Consider the following 15,757-nt stretch of genomic DNA (forward strand, 5'->3'; position numbering starts at 1 on the left):
TGGCTGTGATTTGGGCACGGTAAAGCGCAAGTGATCAGGGACTAGCCGTTTCTTCACGCTGCTAATACTGGTATTCTTACCCTTTTCGTACTGACAAAAAGAGTGACTTTTCATGTCTGAAGTAAAATTTGAAACTGTAGAGCAAAAAGCTAGCTACGGTATCGGTCTACAAATGGGCCAACAACTTGCTGGTTCTGGTCTTGAAGGCCTAAACGTTGACGCAATCGCTGCTGGTATCGCAACAGCTCTAGTTGGCGACATGCCAGCTATCGAAGTTGACGAAATCAACAACGCACTACAAGAGCTACACACTCGTGGTGAAGCTGCACGTCAAGAACTAGCTAAAGCTGCTGCTGCTGACGGCGAAGCTTTCCTAGCTGACAACGCTCTTCGTTCAGAAGTAACGGTTCTTGAGTCTGGTCTTCAGTACGAAGTACTAACTGAAGGTACTGGCGAAATCCCAACTGCAGACAAGCAAGTACGTGTTCACTACCACGGCGAACTAACTGACGGTACTGTTTTCGACAGCTCTGTATCTCGCGGTCAACCTGCTGAATTCCCAGTAACTGGCGTAATTCAAGGTTGGGTACAAGCTCTACAAATGATGCCTGTTGGCTCTAAGTGGAAGCTATACATCCCTCAAGATCTAGCATACGGTGAGCGTGGCGCAGGTGCTGCAATCCCACCATTTGCTGCTCTAGTATTTGAAGTAGAACTTCTAGCAATTCTTTGATTTTTATAAAAACCTTTAGTAAAACAAAATACTATAGGTAAATAAAATTGAAATAATCCAACGGCGATGTGACTACATCGCCGTTTTTCGTTTATAGTGAAAGAGTAAATTACTTTATTACTTAAGGACGAATAATGAAGAAAGTACTCATCACAGTTTTAAGCAGCCTTGCTGTTGTCTCTTGCGCTAGCACTAGCGACTCTGAACAAACCAGTTCATCATCAGATACCAACTATTCCCAACTATCCCAAACTGCACTGATGGCTGCAGTGAATATGTGGTCTCAGCAGAACGAAACAACACCGCTTGTGGATACGGTAGCTGACCAAGCTTCTGTTACCAGCGACCAAGCAGTTGGCGGTATTGGTTCAATGTTAGCCCTTGCACAAAACTCTCTTGGCACAGCCGACAACAAAGAACTCGCGACACTTATTCCGGGTATGTCGAGCCTTGAGTCTACTGGTCTATCATCGCTACTAAGCTCACAAGGTGCCGTTGAAAGTGCGTTTTCTGGATTAGGCATGGATCCATCAATGGTTACGACATTTGCGCCAATCATTCTTCAAGCATTGCAGTCACAAGGTGCGACGAGCGGCCTGATGGATTCACTTTCAGCTATATGGCAATAATCGTTAGTTATTAATAGCTAGCTTAAAATCTAATAAGGGCACTTCGGTGCTCTTTTTTGTGCGTGGAAGAAAAGATATTTGAGATACGAGATACGAGATACGAGATACGAGATACGAGATACGAGATACGAGATATTTTTGAAAAATGGCGCAGACAAGACAAGCAAAAAATGCCAAACATCATGGTGCAATTTCTATTGTCTATTCCTTGTTCTACAGACACAAAAAAGCCGAGCTAATGCTCGGCTTTTGTATTAAGAATCTAGTATAGATTACTCAGCAGCTTCTTCAGCAGCTGGGCGGTCTACAAGCTCAATGTAAGCCATTGGAGCTTTATCACCAGTACGGAAACCACATTTAAGAATGCGAGTGTAACCACCTTGGCGAGCCGCGAAACGCGGGCCTAGTTCATTAAATAGTTTTGCCACAACTTCGTTATCACGAGTGCGAGCAAATGCAAGACGACGGTTAGCAACACTGTCTGTCTTAGCTAGGGTAATCAATGGCTCAATTACGCGACGTAGTTCTTTTGCTTTAGGCACGGTAGTTTTAATAACTTCGTGACGAACAAGAGAGCTAGCCATGTTGCTGAACATCGCTTTGCGATGACTGCTGTTGCGGTTGAGTTGACGACCACTTTTACGATGGCGCATGACCTAATCCTTCTAACTTTTCGATTAATCTTCAGCGATTGACGCTGGTGGCCAGTTTTCTAGACGCATGCCTAGAGAAAGACCACGTGAAGCAAGCACATCTTTAATCTCTGTAAGAGATTTCTTACCAAGGTTTGGCGTTTTAAGTAGCTCAACCTCAGTGCGCTGTACAAGATCACCGATGTAGTGAATCGCTTCTGCTTTCAAACAGTTAGCAGAGCGAACTGTTAGTTCAAGATCGTCTACAGGACGTAGTAGGATAGGATCGAATTCTGGCTTCTCTTCCTTCTCCTCAGGTACACGTACATCACGAAGATCTACGAACGCATCCAGTTGTTCAGCTAAAATAGTAGCTGCACGACGGATTGCTTCCTCAGGTTCTAGAGTACCGTTCGTTTCCATATCGATAACAAGCTTGTCTAAATCAGTACGTTGTTCTACACGTGCCGCTTCTACAGCGTAAGCGATTTTATCAACCGGGCTGTAAGTAGCGTCAACTAGTAGACGACCGATAGGACGCTCATCTTCTTCAGTATGGATACGAGCTGAAGCTGGAACGTAACCACGACCACGTTCTACTTTGATACGCATAGCGATCTCAGCGTTGTCATCCGTTAGGTGACAAATTACGTGCTCAGGGTTAGCGATCTCTACATCACCATCGTGGGTGATGTCACCTGCAACAACAGGGCCTGAGCCTGATTTGTTCAGTGTAATAAACACTTCATCTTTGCCTTCAGCAACGCGTACAGCCAAACCTTTAAGGTTTAGAAGGATTTCCAGGATATCTTCCTGAACGCCTTCTTTAGTGCTGTATTCGTGTAGCACACCTTCAATTTCAACTTCTGTTACGGCACAACCCGGCATAGAAGATAGAAGAATGCGGCGAAGAGCATTACCTAGAGTGTGGCCGAAACCGCGCTCTAATGGCTCAAGAGTTACTTTCGCGTGTGTCGTATTGATCTGTTCAATGTCAACAAGACGCGGCTTAAGAAATTCTGTTACAGAACCCTGCATTGTGTCCTCTCTTTTTTTAACCTTACTTAGAGTAAAGTTCGACGATCAAGTGTTCATTGATGTCAGCTGATAGGTCAGAACGCTCAGGCATACGCTTGAATGTACCTTCCATTTTGCCAGCATCTACTTCAATCCAAGTTGGCTTTTCACGTTGTTCAGCAACTTCTAGAGCCGCTTTAATACGAGATTGCTGTTTAGCTTTCTCGCGGATAGAAACAACGTCGTTTGCCGCTACTTTGAAAGAAGGAACGTTTACAACTTTACCGTTAACTAGAATAGACTTGTGGCTAACTAGTTGACGAGATTCAGCACGAGTAGCGCCAAAGCCCATACGGTAAACTACGTTATCAAGACGACCTTCAAGAAGCTGAAGCAGGTTTGCACCTGTATTGCCTTTAAGACGTGCAGCTTCTTTGTAGTAGTTGCGGAATTGTTTTTCTAGAACGCCGTAGATACGACGAACTTTTTGCTTCTCACGAAGCTGAACGCCATACTCAGATAGACGACCGCGACGAGCGCCGTGTACACCTGGTGCGTTATCAATTTTACACTTGGTATCGATCGCACGGACACCAGACTTAAGGAATAAGTCAGTACCTTCGCGACGGCTAAGCTTAAGCTTAGGACCCAAATATCTTGCCATGATCTTTCTCCAATATTCCTAGAAACGAAACTTAAACGCGACGTTTCTTAGGTGGACGACAACCGTTATGAGGGATTGGTGTCGCATCAACAATGTTAGTGATACGGAAACCAGCAGCGTTCAGTGCACGAACAGTAGATTCGCGACCTGGACCTGGACCCTTAACCATAACTTCCAAGTTCTTTAGGCCATATTCTTTAGCCATTTCACCACAACGCTCAGCTGCAACTTGTGCTGCGAACGGAGTAGATTTACGAGAACCACGGAAACCTGAACCACCTGCTGTAGCCCATGCAAGAGCGTTGCCTTGACGGTCAGTGATAGTTACGATTGTGTTGTTGAAAGAAGCATGAATGTGCGCTACGCCATCAGCTACTTGCTTGCGTACGCGCTTACGCGCGCGAGTTGGTTGTTTTGCCATTGTACTCTACCTTATCCGACTATTTCTTGATCGGCTTGCGCGGACCCTTACGGGTGCGAGCGTTGGTTTTAGTACGCTGTCCACGTAGTGGTAGACTGCGACGATGACGAAGACCGCGGTAACAGCCAAGGTCCATAAGACGCTTGATGTTCATCGATACTTCACGACGTAGATCACCTTCTACAGTGTACTTAGCTACACCATCACGCAGTTGATCGATCTGCTCTTCAGTTAGTTCACTGATCTTAGCATCTTCAGCAATACCCACTTCAGCTAGAATAGCTTGAGAGCGAGTTTTACCGATACCGTAGATTGCAGTAAGTGCAATTACAGAATGCTTATGATCAGGAATGTTAATGCCGGCTATACGGGCCATTATTCACTCCTAAGGGGTTCATAAAAGAATTATCCGCAGCAAAGCCCGTTATGGATACGCTGCGGCATACTACTTCTTTTGCACGCAAAAGGTAGGCCGAGGAATATACTCGACTCTACCTTGTATTTCAAGTAAAAATTTCTGCTAATTAGCCTTGGCGTTGCTTATGCTTTGGCTCACTGCAAATCACGCGAACGACACCGTTACGCTTGATAACTTTACAGTTACGGCAGATTTTTTTAACGGAAGCACGAACTTTCATTGCTAAACTCCGTAAATGGAATCGAAATTGTTACCACCGAATTAACGGCCGTAACCCTTCAGATTCGCTTTCTTTAACACAGAATCATACTGTTGTGACATCAGATGAGTCTGTACCTGTGCCATGAAATCCATGATAACTACCACTACGATTAGTAGTGATGTGCCGCCAAAGTAGAAACGAACGTTCCACGCGACCATCATGAACTCAGGAATCAGACATATAAAAGTAATGTATAGAGCGCCCGCAAGGGTTAGTCTAGTCATCACTTTATCGATATATTTCGCTGTCTGCTCACCTGGGCGGATACCGGGTACGAATGCACCAGACTTCTTCAAGTTATCAGCTGTTTCACGTGGGTTAAACACCAACGCTGTATAGAAGAAACAGAAGAAGATTATAGCTGCTGCATAAAGCATTACATACAAAGGTTGACCTGGGCTAAGAGCTAATGACACGTCAGTTAACCAACCGAACGCGCTGCTTTCACCATTTTGACCAAACCACTGCGCTAATGTTCCTGGGAACAAAATAATACTTGATGCGAAAATCGCTGGAATAACACCTGCCATATTAATCTTAAGAGGCAAGTGAGAGCTTTGTGCTGCAAAAACTTTACGACCTTGTTGACGTTTCGCATAGTTAACGACGATACGACGTTGACCACGTTCCATGAAAACTACGAAGTAAATAACAGCAAAAGACAATACAGCAATCAACAGCAGAAGAAGCACATGCAATTCACCTTGACGCGCTTGCTCGATTGTTTGACCGATTGCAGAAGGCAATCCAGCAACAATACCTGCAAAAATCAGAATGGAAATACCATTACCGATTCCTCGCTCAGTGATTTGTTCACCTAACCACATTAAGAACATGGTACCAGTTACTAAACTCACGGTAGCAATAAGCGTAAACATGGTTTGGTTGATAACAACCAGATTGTCGACCATGTTTGGTAAGCCTGTTGCGATACCAATAGCTTGGAATGTTGCAAGTACAAGCGTGCCGTAGCGTGTATATTGGCTTATCTTACGACGGCCTGCTTCACCCTCTTTCTTGAGTTCCGCTAACGCTGGATGAACTACAGTTAGCAATTGGACTACGATCGATGCCGAAATGTACGGCATGATACCCAATGCTAATATAGATGCACGCTCAAGAGCACCACCGGAGAACATGTTAAACATTTCTACGATGGTACCTTTTTGCTGATCGAACAAATCGGCAAGTACAGCTGCGTCAATACCAGGGATCGGCACAAAAGAGCCGGCTCGGAATACTAAAAGTGCACCAATTACGAATAATAAGCGCGACTTTAGTTCACTTAAGCCGCTCTGAGCACTACGAAAATCTTGTCCTGGTTTCTTAGCCATCTGTACCTCGTTCCTCGAGATTATTCCTCGATTTTACCGCCTGCAGCTTCGATTGCAGCTTTAGCGCCTTTAGTCACGCGTAGACCTTTAACAGTCACAGCTTTGCTTAGGTCACCAGAAAGAACGATCTTAACAAACTCGATGTTCTTAGTGATAACGTTAGCAGCTTTAAGGCTGTTAAGATCAACTACGTCACCTGTTACTTTCGCTAGCTCAGCTAGACGAACTTCAGCAGACACTAGGCTCTTACGAGAAGTGAAACCGAATTTAGGTAGACGTTGTTTTAGAGGCATTTGACCGCCTTCAAAACCTGGACGAACAGAGCCGCCAGAACGTGACTTTTGACCTTTGTGACCGCGGCCACCTGTTTTACCAAGGCCAGAACCGATACCACGACCTACACGCTTCTTAGAAGGTTTAGAGCCAGCAGCCGGTGATAGAGTATTCAAACGCATTCTGATTACTCCTCAATCTTAACCATGTAGTAAACCTTGTTGATCATACCGCGTACGCACGGTGTATCTTCAAGTTCTACTGTATGGTTGATGCGACGAAGACCTAGACCTTTAAGACACGCTTTGTGCTTAGGTAGGCGACCAATTGAGCTTTTAGTTTGAGTTACTTTAATAGTTGCCATCGTGTGCTTACTCCGAAATAGATTCAACAGTTAGACCACGTTTAGCAGCAACCATTTCTGGTGACTTAACGTCTACTAGAGCACCAATCGTTGCACGAACGATGTTGATCGGGTTCGTTGAACCGTATGCTTTAGAAAGTACGTTATGTACGCCCGCAACTTCAAGTACAGCACGCATTGCACCGCCGGCAATAACACCTGTACCTTCTGCAGCTGGCTGCATGTAAACTTTAGAGCCCGAATGACGACCTTTCACCGGGTGGTGAAGAGTGCCTTCGTTAAGCGATACTGTAACCATGTTACGGCGCGCTTTTTCCATTGCTTTTTGAATCGCAGCAGGTACTTCACGAGCTTTGCCGTAACCGAAACCTACGCGACCGTTACCGTCACCAACTACTGTTAGTGCAGTAAAGCTCATGATTCGACCACCTTTAACCGTCTTAGATACACGGTTAACTGCGATCAGCTTTTCTTGCAAATCATTAGCTTGTTGTTGTTCTTTAGCCATCTTCCAACCCTACCTTAGAATTTCAGACCAGCTTCGCGAGCAGATTCTGCTAGCGCCGCTACTCGACCGTGGTATTGGAAACCAGAACGATCAAATGCAACTGAAGCTACGCCTTTTTCAAGAGCGCGCTCAGCAACAGCTTTACCAACTGCTTTAGCTGCATCAACGTTACCAGTGTTCTTAACTTGCTCACGGATCGCTTTTTCTACAGTAGAAGCAGCTGCGATAACCTCAGAGCCGTTTGCCGCGATAACTTGTGCGTAAACATGGCGAGGAGTACGGTGTACTACCAGGCGAGTTGCACCAAGTTCTGCAATCTTACGACGTGCACGTGTAGCACGACGGATGCGAGATGCTTTCTTATCCATAGTGATACCTTACTTCTTCTTAGCTTCTTTAGTACGCACATTTTCATCTGCGTAACGAACACCTTTGCCTTTGTAAGGCTCAGGAGCACGGTAAGAACGAATGTCAGCCGCAACTTGACCTACTACTTGCTTATCGCAACCAGTAATGATGATCTCAGTTTGGCTAGGGCACTCAGCTTTAATACCTTCAGGTAGAGCGTGCTCTACTGGGTGAGAAAAACCAAGAGTTAGAGCTACAGAGTTGCCTTTCATAGCAGCACGGTAACCAACACCCTTAAGAGTTAGCTTCTTAGTGAAGCCCTCAGTAACACCCACAACCATGTTATTAACTAGAGCGCGAGCTGTACCAGCTTGTGCCCATGCGTTAGTAACACCTTCTTTCGGACCGAAAGTTAGGTTGGTTTCTTCCTGTGCAATAACTACGGCGCTGTTAAGAACGCGAGTAAGCTCACCTTTGCTACCTTTTACAGTAACTTCTTGGCCGTTTAGTTTCACCTCTACGCCAGCTGGAATAGCGACAGGTGCTTTAGCAACACGAGACATAATCTACTCCTTAAGCTACGTAACAGATGATTTCACCGCCAAGACCTGCTTTACGAGCAGCACGGTCAGACATCAGACCCTTGGAAGTAGAAACAACTGCAATACCAAGACCACCCATCACTGTAGGTAAAGAGTCTTTATTTTTATAAACTCTTAGACCAGGACGTGATACACGCTTGATTTGCTCGATTACAGGTTTAGCTTGGAAGTACTTAAGAGTAACTTCTAGCTCAGGTTTTGCTTCGCTGTTAACAGCGAAGTCTACGATGTAACCTTCAGCTTTAAGTAATGCAGCAATTGCAACTTTAAGCTTTGAAGAAGGCATTTTTACAGCAACTTTGTTTGCTGCCTGACCGTTACGAACTCGGGTCAGCATATCCGAAATCGGATCTTGCATGCTCATAAGATTTACTCCAAATGATTAAGTGGCAATTACCAGCTAGCCTTACGAAGACCCGGAATCTCGCCTTTCATGCAAGCTTCACGAACCTTAATGCGGCTTAGACCGAATTTACGTAGGTAACCGTGTGGACGACCAGTTTGGTTGCAACGGTTGCGCTGACGTGATGCACTTGAATCACGTGGAAGAGATTGCAGTTTAAGAACCGCATTCCAACGATCTTCTTCAGATGCGTTTACATCGCTAATGATAACTTTTAGCGCAGAACGCTTTTCAGCGAACTTAGCTACTAGTTTTGCACGTTTAGCTTCACGTGCTTTCATTGATTGTTTAGCCATAACAGTAACCCTACCCTTACTTACGGAATGGGAAGTTAAAGGCAGCCAGCAGAGCTCGGCCTTCCTCATCGGAACCCGCAGAAGTCGTGATAGTGATATCAAGACCGCGGACACGATCGACTTTATCGTAGTCGATTTCCGGAAAGATGATTTGCTCGCGAACGCCCATGCTGTAGTTACCGCGACCGTCAAAAGACTTAGCGCTAACACCACGGAAATCACGTACACGTGGAAGTGCGATAGAGATTAAACGCTCTAAAAATTCCCACATGCGCTCACCACGCAAGGTTACTTTACAACCAATTGGGTAGCCTTCACGAATTTTGAAACCAGCTACAGATTTACGCGCTTTAGTGATAAGTGGCTTTTGACCAGAGATCGTTGCCATATCAGCTGCTGCGTTTTCTAGCAGTTTCTTATCGTTGATTGCTTCACCAACGCCCATATTTAGGGTGATTTTCTCAATCCTAGGGACTTGCATGACGCTTGTGTAGCTGAACTCTTTGGTAAGCTCAGCGACTACAGACGACTTGTAGTAATCATGCAGTTTCGCCATAGTAGAACTCCAAATTACTTCTAATTAGTTAGAAACAGTTTCGCCGTTAGATTTGAAGAAACGAACTTTCTTGCCATCTTCGATACGGAAACCGATACGGTCTGCTTTACCAGTAGCCGCGTTAAAAACAGCAACGTTAGAAGCATCAATAGCTGCTTCTTGTTCAACGATGCCACCTTGTTGACCTAGAGCCGGAACCGGCTTTTGGTGTTTCTTAACAAGGTTGATGCCTTCAACGATAACTTTACCAGTTGTCAGAACCTTAGTTACTTTACCTTTCTTGCCTTTATCTTTACCAGCAAGAATGATTACTTCGTCATTACGACGGATTTTAGCTGCCATATTGCCGCTCCTTACAGAACTTCAGGTGCTAGTGATACAATCTTCATGAATTTCGCGTTACGAAGTTCACGAGTCACAGGACCAAAGATACGTGTGCCGACTGGTTGCTCAGTAGTGTCATTTAACAATACACAAGCATTACTGTCGAAGCGAATGACAGAACCGTCTGGGCGACGAACGCCTTTACGGGTGCGCACTACTACCGCCTTCAGAACATCACCTTTCTTTACTTTACCGCGAGGAATCGCTTCCTTCACTGTAACCTTGATGACGTCACCGATATGTGCATAACGGCGGTGAGAGCCACCCAGAACCTTAATACACATTACCTTGCGCGCGCCAGAGTTATCTGCTGCGTCAAGTGTACTTTGCATCTGGATCATTGTTAGTGCTCCGCTAAATATTAAAACTAGACCCTCTCGGGTCGGGCTGCCTCTTTAAAAGGGACGCGAATTGTACCACCCTTTTTTTAAATTGGGTAGACAAAAAACAAGCGGCTCCAAAAAATAATTTGGAGCCGCTTATAAGTTATAGAATTACAAAGATTAAATCTTCGCTTTTTCTAGAACTTTAACCAATGTCCAAGACTTAGTCTTAGACAGAGGACGACACTCAGCGATTTCAACTTTGTCGCCTAGGCCACAAGTGTTGTCTTCGTCGTGTGCGTGTACTTTAGTCGTGCGTTTGATGAACTTACCGTAAATTGGGTGTTTTACAGTGCGTTCAATAGCAACAACGATAGACTTGTCCATCTTGTCGCTTACTACACGGCCTTGCTGGATGCGGTTAGTTTCGCTCATTATGCGCCTGCCTTTTCAGTCAAAACAGTTTTCACACGTGCGATGTCACGGCGTACAGCTTTTAGAGTATGAGTTTGCTGAAGTTGACCAGTTGCAGCTTGCATGCGCAAGTTGAACTGTTCACGTAGCAAATTCAATAGCTCAGCGTTAAGCTCTTCAACGTTCTTTTCGCGTAGATCTTGTGCTTTCATCACATCACCTGCTTAGTTACAAAAGTAGTTTTAACAGGCAGTTTACGTGCCGCTAGGCGGAACGCTTCACGTGCCAACTCTTCAGGTACGCCATTCATCTCGTACATAACTTTGCCTGGTTGGATTTGAGCAACCCAGTACGCAACTGAACCTTTACCTTTACCTTGACGAACTTCAAGAGGCTTTTCAGTAATTGGCTTGTCTGGGAATACACGAATCCAGATTTGACCTTGACGCTTAATGTGACGTGTCATAGCACGACGTGCCGCTTCGATTTGACGTGCAGTCAGACGACCACGGCCAACAGCTTTAAGACCGAATTCGCCGAAGCTTACTTCAGTACCTTTAGCTAGACCACGGTTACGACCAGTCATAACCTTGCGGAACTTAGTACGTTTTGGTTGTAGCATCGTTCGACTCCTTACTTACGGCCTTTACGCTGCTTCTTAGGCTTATCGCCTTTTGGCTCTACTGCGTTAGCAGCTGGCATACCGCCTAGAATCTCACCTTTGAAGATCCAAACTTTAATGCCGATCACACCGTATTGAGTGTGAGCCGAAGAAGTTGCGTAATCAATGTCTGCACGTAGAGTGTGTAGAGGCACACGGCCTTCACGGTACCACTCAGAACGTGCGATTTCAGCACCGCCAAGACGGCCGCCTACTTGTACTTTGATGCCTTTAGCGCCTAGACGCATAGCATTTTGTACCGCACGCTTCATTGCACGACGGAACATAACACGACGCTCTAGTTGAGACGCGATGCTATCAGCTACAAGCTGACCATCTAGCTCAGGCTTACGTACTTCAGCGATGTTAATTTGCGCTGGTACACCTGCGATTTTAGCTACAGCTGCGCGTAGCTTCTCTACGTCTTCACCTTTCTTACCGATAACAACGCCAGGACGAGCAGTGTGAATAGTCACACGGATGCTCTTAGCTGGACGCTCGATAACGATACGAGATAATGATGCTTTTTGTAGTTCCTTTGTAAGGAACTGACGTACCTTGAAGTCGCCGTCTAGGTTGTCAGCGAATTCGTTGGTATTAGCAAACCATGTAGCATTCCAAGGCTTAACGATGCCAAGACGAATACCATTAGGATGTACTTTCTGACCCATTGCTTACTCTCCTAGTCTTTAGCGATCTGCTACAACAATAGTGATGTGGCTTGAACGCTTCAAGATACGATCCGCACGACCTTTAGCACGAGGCATAATACGCTTCATGATAGGGCCCTCATCTACGAAGATTTTAGCGACATTTAGATCGTCGATATCTGCACCTTCGTTATGTTCCGCGTTAGCGATAGCTGACTCAAGAACCTTCTTAACTAATACAGCAGCTTTTTTGTTGCTGAAAGTTAGAATTTCTAGAGCTTGGTCTACCGACTTACCGCGAATTTGGTCTGCAACTAAGCGAGCTTTCTGTGGAGAAATACGAGCAAAGTTATGTTTAGCTAAAGCTTCCATCATCTACTCCTTATTTCTTCTTAGCTTTCTTATCTGCAGCATGACCGCGATAAGTACGAGTTGGTGCAAATTCGCCCAGTTTGTGACCGATCATTTCTTCGGTAACGAAAACTGGAACGTGCTGACGACCATTATGGACAGCGATGGTCAAACCAATCATTGTTGGGATGATCATTGAGCGACGGGACCAAGTCTTAATAGGCTTTTTGTCTCCGCTTTCCACCGCTTTCTCTACCTTCTTCAGCAAGTGTAGGTCAATAAAAGGACCTTTCTTGAGAGAACGTGGCATGGCGATTCCTCTTTATAAATTATTTAGTGCGACGACGTACGATGTACTTGTCAGTGCGCTTGTTCTTACGAGTCTTGAAGCCCTTAGTAGGAACGCCCCAAGGAGAAACTGGGTGACGACCACCAGATGTGCGGCCTTCACCACCACCATGTGGGTGATCCACCGGGTTCATTACTACACCACGTACGGTTGGACGTACGCCGCGCCAGCGTGAAGCACCAGCTTTACCAAGTTCACGTAGCATATGCTCAGAGTTACCAACTTCACCGATCGTTGCACGACCTTCAGAAAGAACTTTGCGCATCTCACCAGAACGTAGACGGATAGTTACGTATGCACCATCGCGAGCGATGATTTGAGCATAAGCACCAGCCGAACGAGCTAGTTGAGCACCTTTACCAGGCTTAAGTTCAACACAGTGTACAGTAGAACCTACTGGGATGTTGCGCATCGGCAGAGTGTTACCTGCTTTGATTGCAGCATCTACGCCAGATTGAATCTGGTCGCCTGCGTTAACACCTTTAGGTGCAATGATGTAACGACGCTCACCGTCTGCGTACAGAACTAGAGCGATGTTAGCACTACGGTTTGGATCGTATTCTAGACGCTCAACTTTCGCTGGGATGCCATCTTTAGTACGTTTGAAGTCAATTACACGGTAATGGTGCTTATGACCACCACCGATGTGACGTACTGTAATACGACCGTTGTTGTTACGACCACCGTTCTTAGAGTTTTTCTCTAGAAGTGGTGCGTATGGCTTACCCTTGTGTAGGTCAGCGTTAACAACTTTAACGACGTGACGACGACCAGGGGAAGTCGGCTTACATTTAACAATAGCCATTTTTACTACTCCTGTTATTCCGCGCCGCCAACGAAGTCAAGATCTTGACCTTCTTTCAAAGTAACGTAGGCTTTCTTAACGTCTGAACGACGGCCTTCACGCATACCTTGACGTTTGGTCTTACCCTTTAATACAAGAGTATTTACAGACTTAACTTCAACTTCAAATAGCTTTTCTACAGCTGCTTTGATCTCTTTCTTAGTTGCATCTTTAGCTACTTTGAAAACGATAGTGTTCGCTTTCTCAGCTGCCATAGTTGCTTTTTCAGAGATGTGCGGAGCACGTAGAACTTTTAAGATACGCTCTTCAGTGATCATGCTAGCATCTCCTCAACTTGCTTAACTGCGTCAGCAGTCATTAGAACCTTGTCGAAAGCGATTAGTGATACTGGATCAACACCAGCAACATCACGTGCATCTACTTTGTATAGGTTACGAGCAGCTAAGAATAGATTTTCATCTACTTCGCCAGTCACAATCAGAACGTCGCTTAGCTCAAGCTCTTTAAGCTTAGCTACAAGTTCTTTTGTTTTTGGTGCTTCTACAGAGAAGTTATCAACAACGATTAAACGCTCTTGACGAACTAGCTCAGAAAGAATGCTCTTCATAGCACCGCGGTACATTTTTTTGTTTACTTTTTGGCTGTGATCTTGTGGTTTCGCAGCAAAAGTAACACCACCTGTACGCCAGATTGGGCTACGAATTGTACCAGCACGTGCGCGGCCAGTACCTTTTTGACGCCATGGCTTAGCGCCACCGCCAGATACTTCAGAACGAGTCTTTTGAGCACGAGTACCTTGACGAGCACCTGCTGCATATGCAACAACTACTTGGTGTACAAGAGCTTCGTTGAAGTCACGTCCGAAAGTAGTCTCGGAAACAGTTAGTGCATCAGCACCTTTAACCATCAATTCCATTACTTACTCCTAGACGTTATGCTTTAACAGCAGGTTTTACGATCACGTTTCCGCCTGTTGAGCCCGGTACTGCACCTTTAATAAGGAGTAGATTGCGCTCAGCGTCAACACGTACGATCTCTAGGTTTTGAGTCGTTACACGCTCAGCACCCATGTGACCTGCCATTTTCTTGCCTTTAAACACGCGGCCTGGAGTTTGACATTGGCCAATTGAACCCGGTGCGCGGTGAGACAAAGAGTTACCGTGAGTCATATCTTGAGTAGAGAAGTTCCAACGCTTGATAGCGCCTTGGAAGCCTTTACCTTTAGATGTACCAGTAACGTCTACTTTTTTAATTTCGTTGAAAAGTTCTACGTTTAGCTCAGCGCCAACTTCAAACTCTTCGCCGTTTTCTAAACGGAATTCCCAAAGACCGCGACCTGCTTCTACACCCGCTTTCGCGAAGTGACCAGCTTCAGGTTTAGTTACACGGTTAGCTTTCTTAGCACCAGTAGTTACTTGGATTGCTGCGTAGCCGTCTGTCTCAAGAGTTTTAACTTGAGAAATACGGTTCGCTTCAACCTCAACAACAGTTACTGGGATAGAAACGCCTTCTTCAGTAAATACGCGGGTCATACCCACTTTACGTCCGACTAGACCAATCATTATTCTTATCTCCCTTAACCTAGGCTGATTTGAACATCAACGCCAGCTGCAAGATCAAGACGCATTAGAGCATCAACAGTTTTATCTGTTGGCTCAACGATGTCGATCAAACGCTTGTGAGTACGGATTTCGTACTGATCACGTGCATCTTTGTTGACGTGTGGAGAGGTAAGAACAGTGAAACGCTCTTTACGAGTAGGAAGTGGAATAGGACCACGAACCTGTGCGCCAGTACGTTTTGCTGTTTCAACGATTTCCGCAGTTGAAGCATCGATTAGCTTGTAATCAAACGCTTTAAGGCGGATACGAATACGTTGGTTCTGCATGAGACAGAGCTCCAATTATTAAAAATTACACAAACAATATCGCCACTCAAGCCCGATAAAACGAGAGAATGCCGATTGATTTATGTGAAACCGTAGCACCCAAAATTAGGACGCATTGTCAGTTAACTTTTGAAGTAAACAAGAAGTTTACTATTTTTATTAACCGCGAACATAAGCTGAGTATACATTACTAGGTAAGACCTACTCCTCAGTGCTCATTGGTTCACAACCAGCGTTAGCCAGTGCGATGCATTATACAGATCACACTTTAGTATGCAAGTAGTGTTGGAAAATAATCGCAATTTATTGGAAGTTGGTTTTGTATCGAGAGGGAAGAAGATAGATGGAAGGTAATATTTCTTTTGAGAAAACAAAAGGGAAGCCGAAGCTCCCCTTTTCAGATGCGTGCTCTTTTAATGAAGAGAGTGCAAAAATCTAAATGCTATTAAGCGAAGATTTTAGCTACAACACC

Annotated in this window: 30 protein-coding genes; 2 read left to right on the plus strand and 28 right to left on the minus strand. The window is 45.1% G+C overall.

Annotation, left to right across the window (positions count from 1 at the left end):
* The first annotated feature begins 112 nt into the window (after positions 1–112).
* Positions 113–733 carry an FKBP-type peptidyl-prolyl cis-trans isomerase gene (locus tag AB4371_RS00370; protein WP_008220519.1) on the plus strand — a complete coding sequence of 207 codons (621 nt, stop codon included), beginning with the start codon at positions 113–115 and terminating at the stop codon, positions 731–733.
* Between the two features lie 134 nt (positions 734–867).
* Positions 868–1,362 carry a DUF2780 domain-containing protein gene (locus AB4371_RS00375; protein ID WP_017058875.1) on the plus strand — a complete coding sequence of 165 codons (495 nt, stop codon included), beginning with the start codon at positions 868–870 and terminating at the stop codon, positions 1,360–1,362.
* A gap of 272 nt (positions 1,363–1,634) precedes the next feature.
* Here AB4371_RS00375 and rplQ read toward each other — a convergent pair whose 3' ends face one another.
* From rplQ to rpsJ, 28 genes are all read right to left on the minus strand, one after another.
* Entirely contained in the window at positions 1,635–2,015 is a 381-nt protein-coding gene (rplQ, locus tag AB4371_RS00380) for a 50S ribosomal protein L17 (protein WP_004729812.1), read from the minus strand.
* Positions 2,016–2,039: 24 nt separating this feature from the next.
* Entirely contained in the window at positions 2,040–3,032 is a 993-nt protein-coding gene (locus AB4371_RS00385) for a DNA-directed RNA polymerase subunit alpha (protein ID WP_004729813.1), read from the minus strand.
* Positions 3,033–3,054: 22 nt separating this feature from the next.
* On the minus strand, positions 3,055–3,675 hold the full coding sequence (rpsD, locus tag AB4371_RS00390; protein WP_004738777.1) for a 30S ribosomal protein S4: 621 nt from the start codon (positions 3,673–3,675) through the stop codon (positions 3,055–3,057).
* 31 nt (positions 3,676–3,706) lie between these two features.
* Positions 3,707–4,096 (minus strand): 30S ribosomal protein S11, encoded by a 390-nt coding sequence (rpsK, locus tag AB4371_RS00395; protein ID WP_004738778.1) that lies wholly within the window; start codon positions 4,094–4,096, stop codon positions 3,707–3,709.
* Positions 4,097–4,115: 19 nt separating this feature from the next.
* Positions 4,116–4,472, minus strand: a complete 357-nt coding sequence (gene rpsM / locus AB4371_RS00400; RefSeq protein ID WP_004738779.1) for a 30S ribosomal protein S13 — start codon at positions 4,470–4,472, stop codon at positions 4,116–4,118.
* Between the two features lie 148 nt (positions 4,473–4,620).
* On the minus strand, positions 4,621–4,734 hold the full coding sequence (rpmJ, locus tag AB4371_RS00405; protein WP_000868186.1) for a 50S ribosomal protein L36: 114 nt from the start codon (positions 4,732–4,734) through the stop codon (positions 4,621–4,623).
* Between the two features lie 41 nt (positions 4,735–4,775).
* The gene (gene secY, locus AB4371_RS00410; protein ID WP_004738781.1) at positions 4,776–6,110 is read right to left on the minus strand and encodes a preprotein translocase subunit SecY; all 1,335 of its coding nucleotides are present in this window, start codon (positions 6,108–6,110) and stop codon (positions 4,776–4,778) included.
* 20 nt (positions 6,111–6,130) lie between these two features.
* Positions 6,131–6,565: a 50S ribosomal protein L15 gene (rplO, locus tag AB4371_RS00415; RefSeq protein WP_004736758.1), complete on the minus strand. Its 435-nt coding sequence runs from the start codon at positions 6,563–6,565 to the stop codon at positions 6,131–6,133.
* Between the two features lie 5 nt (positions 6,566–6,570).
* On the minus strand, positions 6,571–6,747 hold the full coding sequence (rpmD, locus tag AB4371_RS00420; RefSeq protein WP_004736756.1) for a 50S ribosomal protein L30: 177 nt from the start codon (positions 6,745–6,747) through the stop codon (positions 6,571–6,573).
* Between the two features lie 7 nt (positions 6,748–6,754).
* Positions 6,755–7,255 carry a 30S ribosomal protein S5 gene (gene rpsE, locus AB4371_RS00425; protein WP_017061307.1) on the minus strand — a complete coding sequence of 167 codons (501 nt, stop codon included), beginning with the start codon at positions 7,253–7,255 and terminating at the stop codon, positions 6,755–6,757.
* A 14-nt stretch (positions 7,256–7,269) separates the two neighbouring features.
* On the minus strand, positions 7,270–7,623 hold the full coding sequence (rplR, locus tag AB4371_RS00430) for a 50S ribosomal protein L18 (RefSeq protein WP_004738784.1): 354 nt from the start codon (positions 7,621–7,623) through the stop codon (positions 7,270–7,272).
* A 9-nt stretch (positions 7,624–7,632) separates the two neighbouring features.
* Positions 7,633–8,166: a 50S ribosomal protein L6 gene (rplF, locus tag AB4371_RS00435; RefSeq protein WP_017063712.1), complete on the minus strand. Its 534-nt coding sequence runs from the start codon at positions 8,164–8,166 to the stop codon at positions 7,633–7,635.
* A 10-nt stretch (positions 8,167–8,176) separates the two neighbouring features.
* Positions 8,177–8,569, minus strand: coding sequence for a 30S ribosomal protein S8 (rpsH, locus tag AB4371_RS00440; RefSeq protein WP_017061309.1), 393 nt, complete (start codon positions 8,567–8,569; stop codon positions 8,177–8,179).
* 29 nt (positions 8,570–8,598) lie between these two features.
* Positions 8,599–8,904: a 30S ribosomal protein S14 gene (rpsN, locus tag AB4371_RS00445; RefSeq protein WP_004738789.1), complete on the minus strand. Its 306-nt coding sequence runs from the start codon at positions 8,902–8,904 to the stop codon at positions 8,599–8,601.
* A gap of 16 nt (positions 8,905–8,920) precedes the next feature.
* Positions 8,921–9,460, minus strand: coding sequence for a 50S ribosomal protein L5 (rplE, locus tag AB4371_RS00450; protein ID WP_004738790.1), 540 nt, complete (start codon positions 9,458–9,460; stop codon positions 8,921–8,923).
* Between the two features lie 24 nt (positions 9,461–9,484).
* Entirely contained in the window at positions 9,485–9,802 is a 318-nt protein-coding gene (gene rplX, locus AB4371_RS00455; RefSeq protein WP_004738792.1) for a 50S ribosomal protein L24, read from the minus strand.
* A gap of 11 nt (positions 9,803–9,813) precedes the next feature.
* On the minus strand, positions 9,814–10,185 hold the full coding sequence (gene rplN, locus AB4371_RS00460; RefSeq protein WP_004736740.1) for a 50S ribosomal protein L14: 372 nt from the start codon (positions 10,183–10,185) through the stop codon (positions 9,814–9,816).
* 162 nt (positions 10,186–10,347) lie between these two features.
* Entirely contained in the window at positions 10,348–10,602 is a 255-nt protein-coding gene (gene rpsQ, locus AB4371_RS00465) for a 30S ribosomal protein S17 (RefSeq protein ID WP_004736739.1), read from the minus strand.
* Positions 10,602–10,793 (minus strand): 50S ribosomal protein L29, encoded by a 192-nt coding sequence (gene rpmC, locus AB4371_RS00470; RefSeq protein ID WP_004736737.1) that lies wholly within the window; start codon positions 10,791–10,793, stop codon positions 10,602–10,604. Before rpmC ends, rpsQ begins: the two co-directional genes overlap by 1 nt.
* Positions 10,793–11,203, minus strand: a complete 411-nt coding sequence (gene rplP / locus AB4371_RS00475) for a 50S ribosomal protein L16 (protein ID WP_004736736.1) — start codon at positions 11,201–11,203, stop codon at positions 10,793–10,795. The genes rpmC and rplP overlap by 1 nt, the downstream gene beginning before the upstream one ends.
* Positions 11,204–11,214: 11 nt before the next feature.
* Complete coding sequence (gene rpsC, locus AB4371_RS00480) at positions 11,215–11,913, minus strand: 30S ribosomal protein S3 (protein ID WP_004736734.1); 699 nt, start codon at positions 11,911–11,913, stop codon at positions 11,215–11,217.
* A gap of 18 nt (positions 11,914–11,931) precedes the next feature.
* Positions 11,932–12,264, minus strand: coding sequence for a 50S ribosomal protein L22 (gene rplV / locus AB4371_RS00485; RefSeq protein WP_004736732.1), 333 nt, complete (start codon positions 12,262–12,264; stop codon positions 11,932–11,934).
* A gap of 10 nt (positions 12,265–12,274) precedes the next feature.
* On the minus strand, positions 12,275–12,553 hold the full coding sequence (rpsS, locus tag AB4371_RS00490; RefSeq protein ID WP_004736729.1) for a 30S ribosomal protein S19: 279 nt from the start codon (positions 12,551–12,553) through the stop codon (positions 12,275–12,277).
* A 19-nt stretch (positions 12,554–12,572) separates the two neighbouring features.
* Complete coding sequence (gene rplB, locus AB4371_RS00495; RefSeq protein ID WP_010435149.1) at positions 12,573–13,397, minus strand: 50S ribosomal protein L2; 825 nt, start codon at positions 13,395–13,397, stop codon at positions 12,573–12,575.
* Between the two features lie 14 nt (positions 13,398–13,411).
* Complete coding sequence (gene rplW, locus AB4371_RS00500; RefSeq protein WP_004736765.1) at positions 13,412–13,714, minus strand: 50S ribosomal protein L23; 303 nt, start codon at positions 13,712–13,714, stop codon at positions 13,412–13,414.
* Complete coding sequence (rplD, locus tag AB4371_RS00505; RefSeq protein ID WP_004738803.1) at positions 13,711–14,313, minus strand: 50S ribosomal protein L4; 603 nt, start codon at positions 14,311–14,313, stop codon at positions 13,711–13,713. The genes rplW and rplD overlap by 4 nt, the downstream gene beginning before the upstream one ends.
* 16 nt (positions 14,314–14,329) lie before the next feature.
* Positions 14,330–14,959 carry a 50S ribosomal protein L3 gene (rplC, locus tag AB4371_RS00510; RefSeq protein WP_004736763.1) on the minus strand — a complete coding sequence of 210 codons (630 nt, stop codon included), beginning with the start codon at positions 14,957–14,959 and terminating at the stop codon, positions 14,330–14,332.
* Between the two features lie 14 nt (positions 14,960–14,973).
* Positions 14,974–15,285 carry a 30S ribosomal protein S10 gene (gene rpsJ / locus AB4371_RS00515; protein WP_004736761.1) on the minus strand — a complete coding sequence of 104 codons (312 nt, stop codon included), beginning with the start codon at positions 15,283–15,285 and terminating at the stop codon, positions 14,974–14,976.
* Positions 15,286–15,757 lie beyond the last annotated feature (472 nt).

It is taken from the genome of Vibrio sp. 10N.261.51.A3 (assembly GCF_041471965.1).
Classification (GTDB): domain Bacteria; phylum Pseudomonadota; class Gammaproteobacteria; order Enterobacterales; family Vibrionaceae; genus Vibrio; species Vibrio crassostreae_C.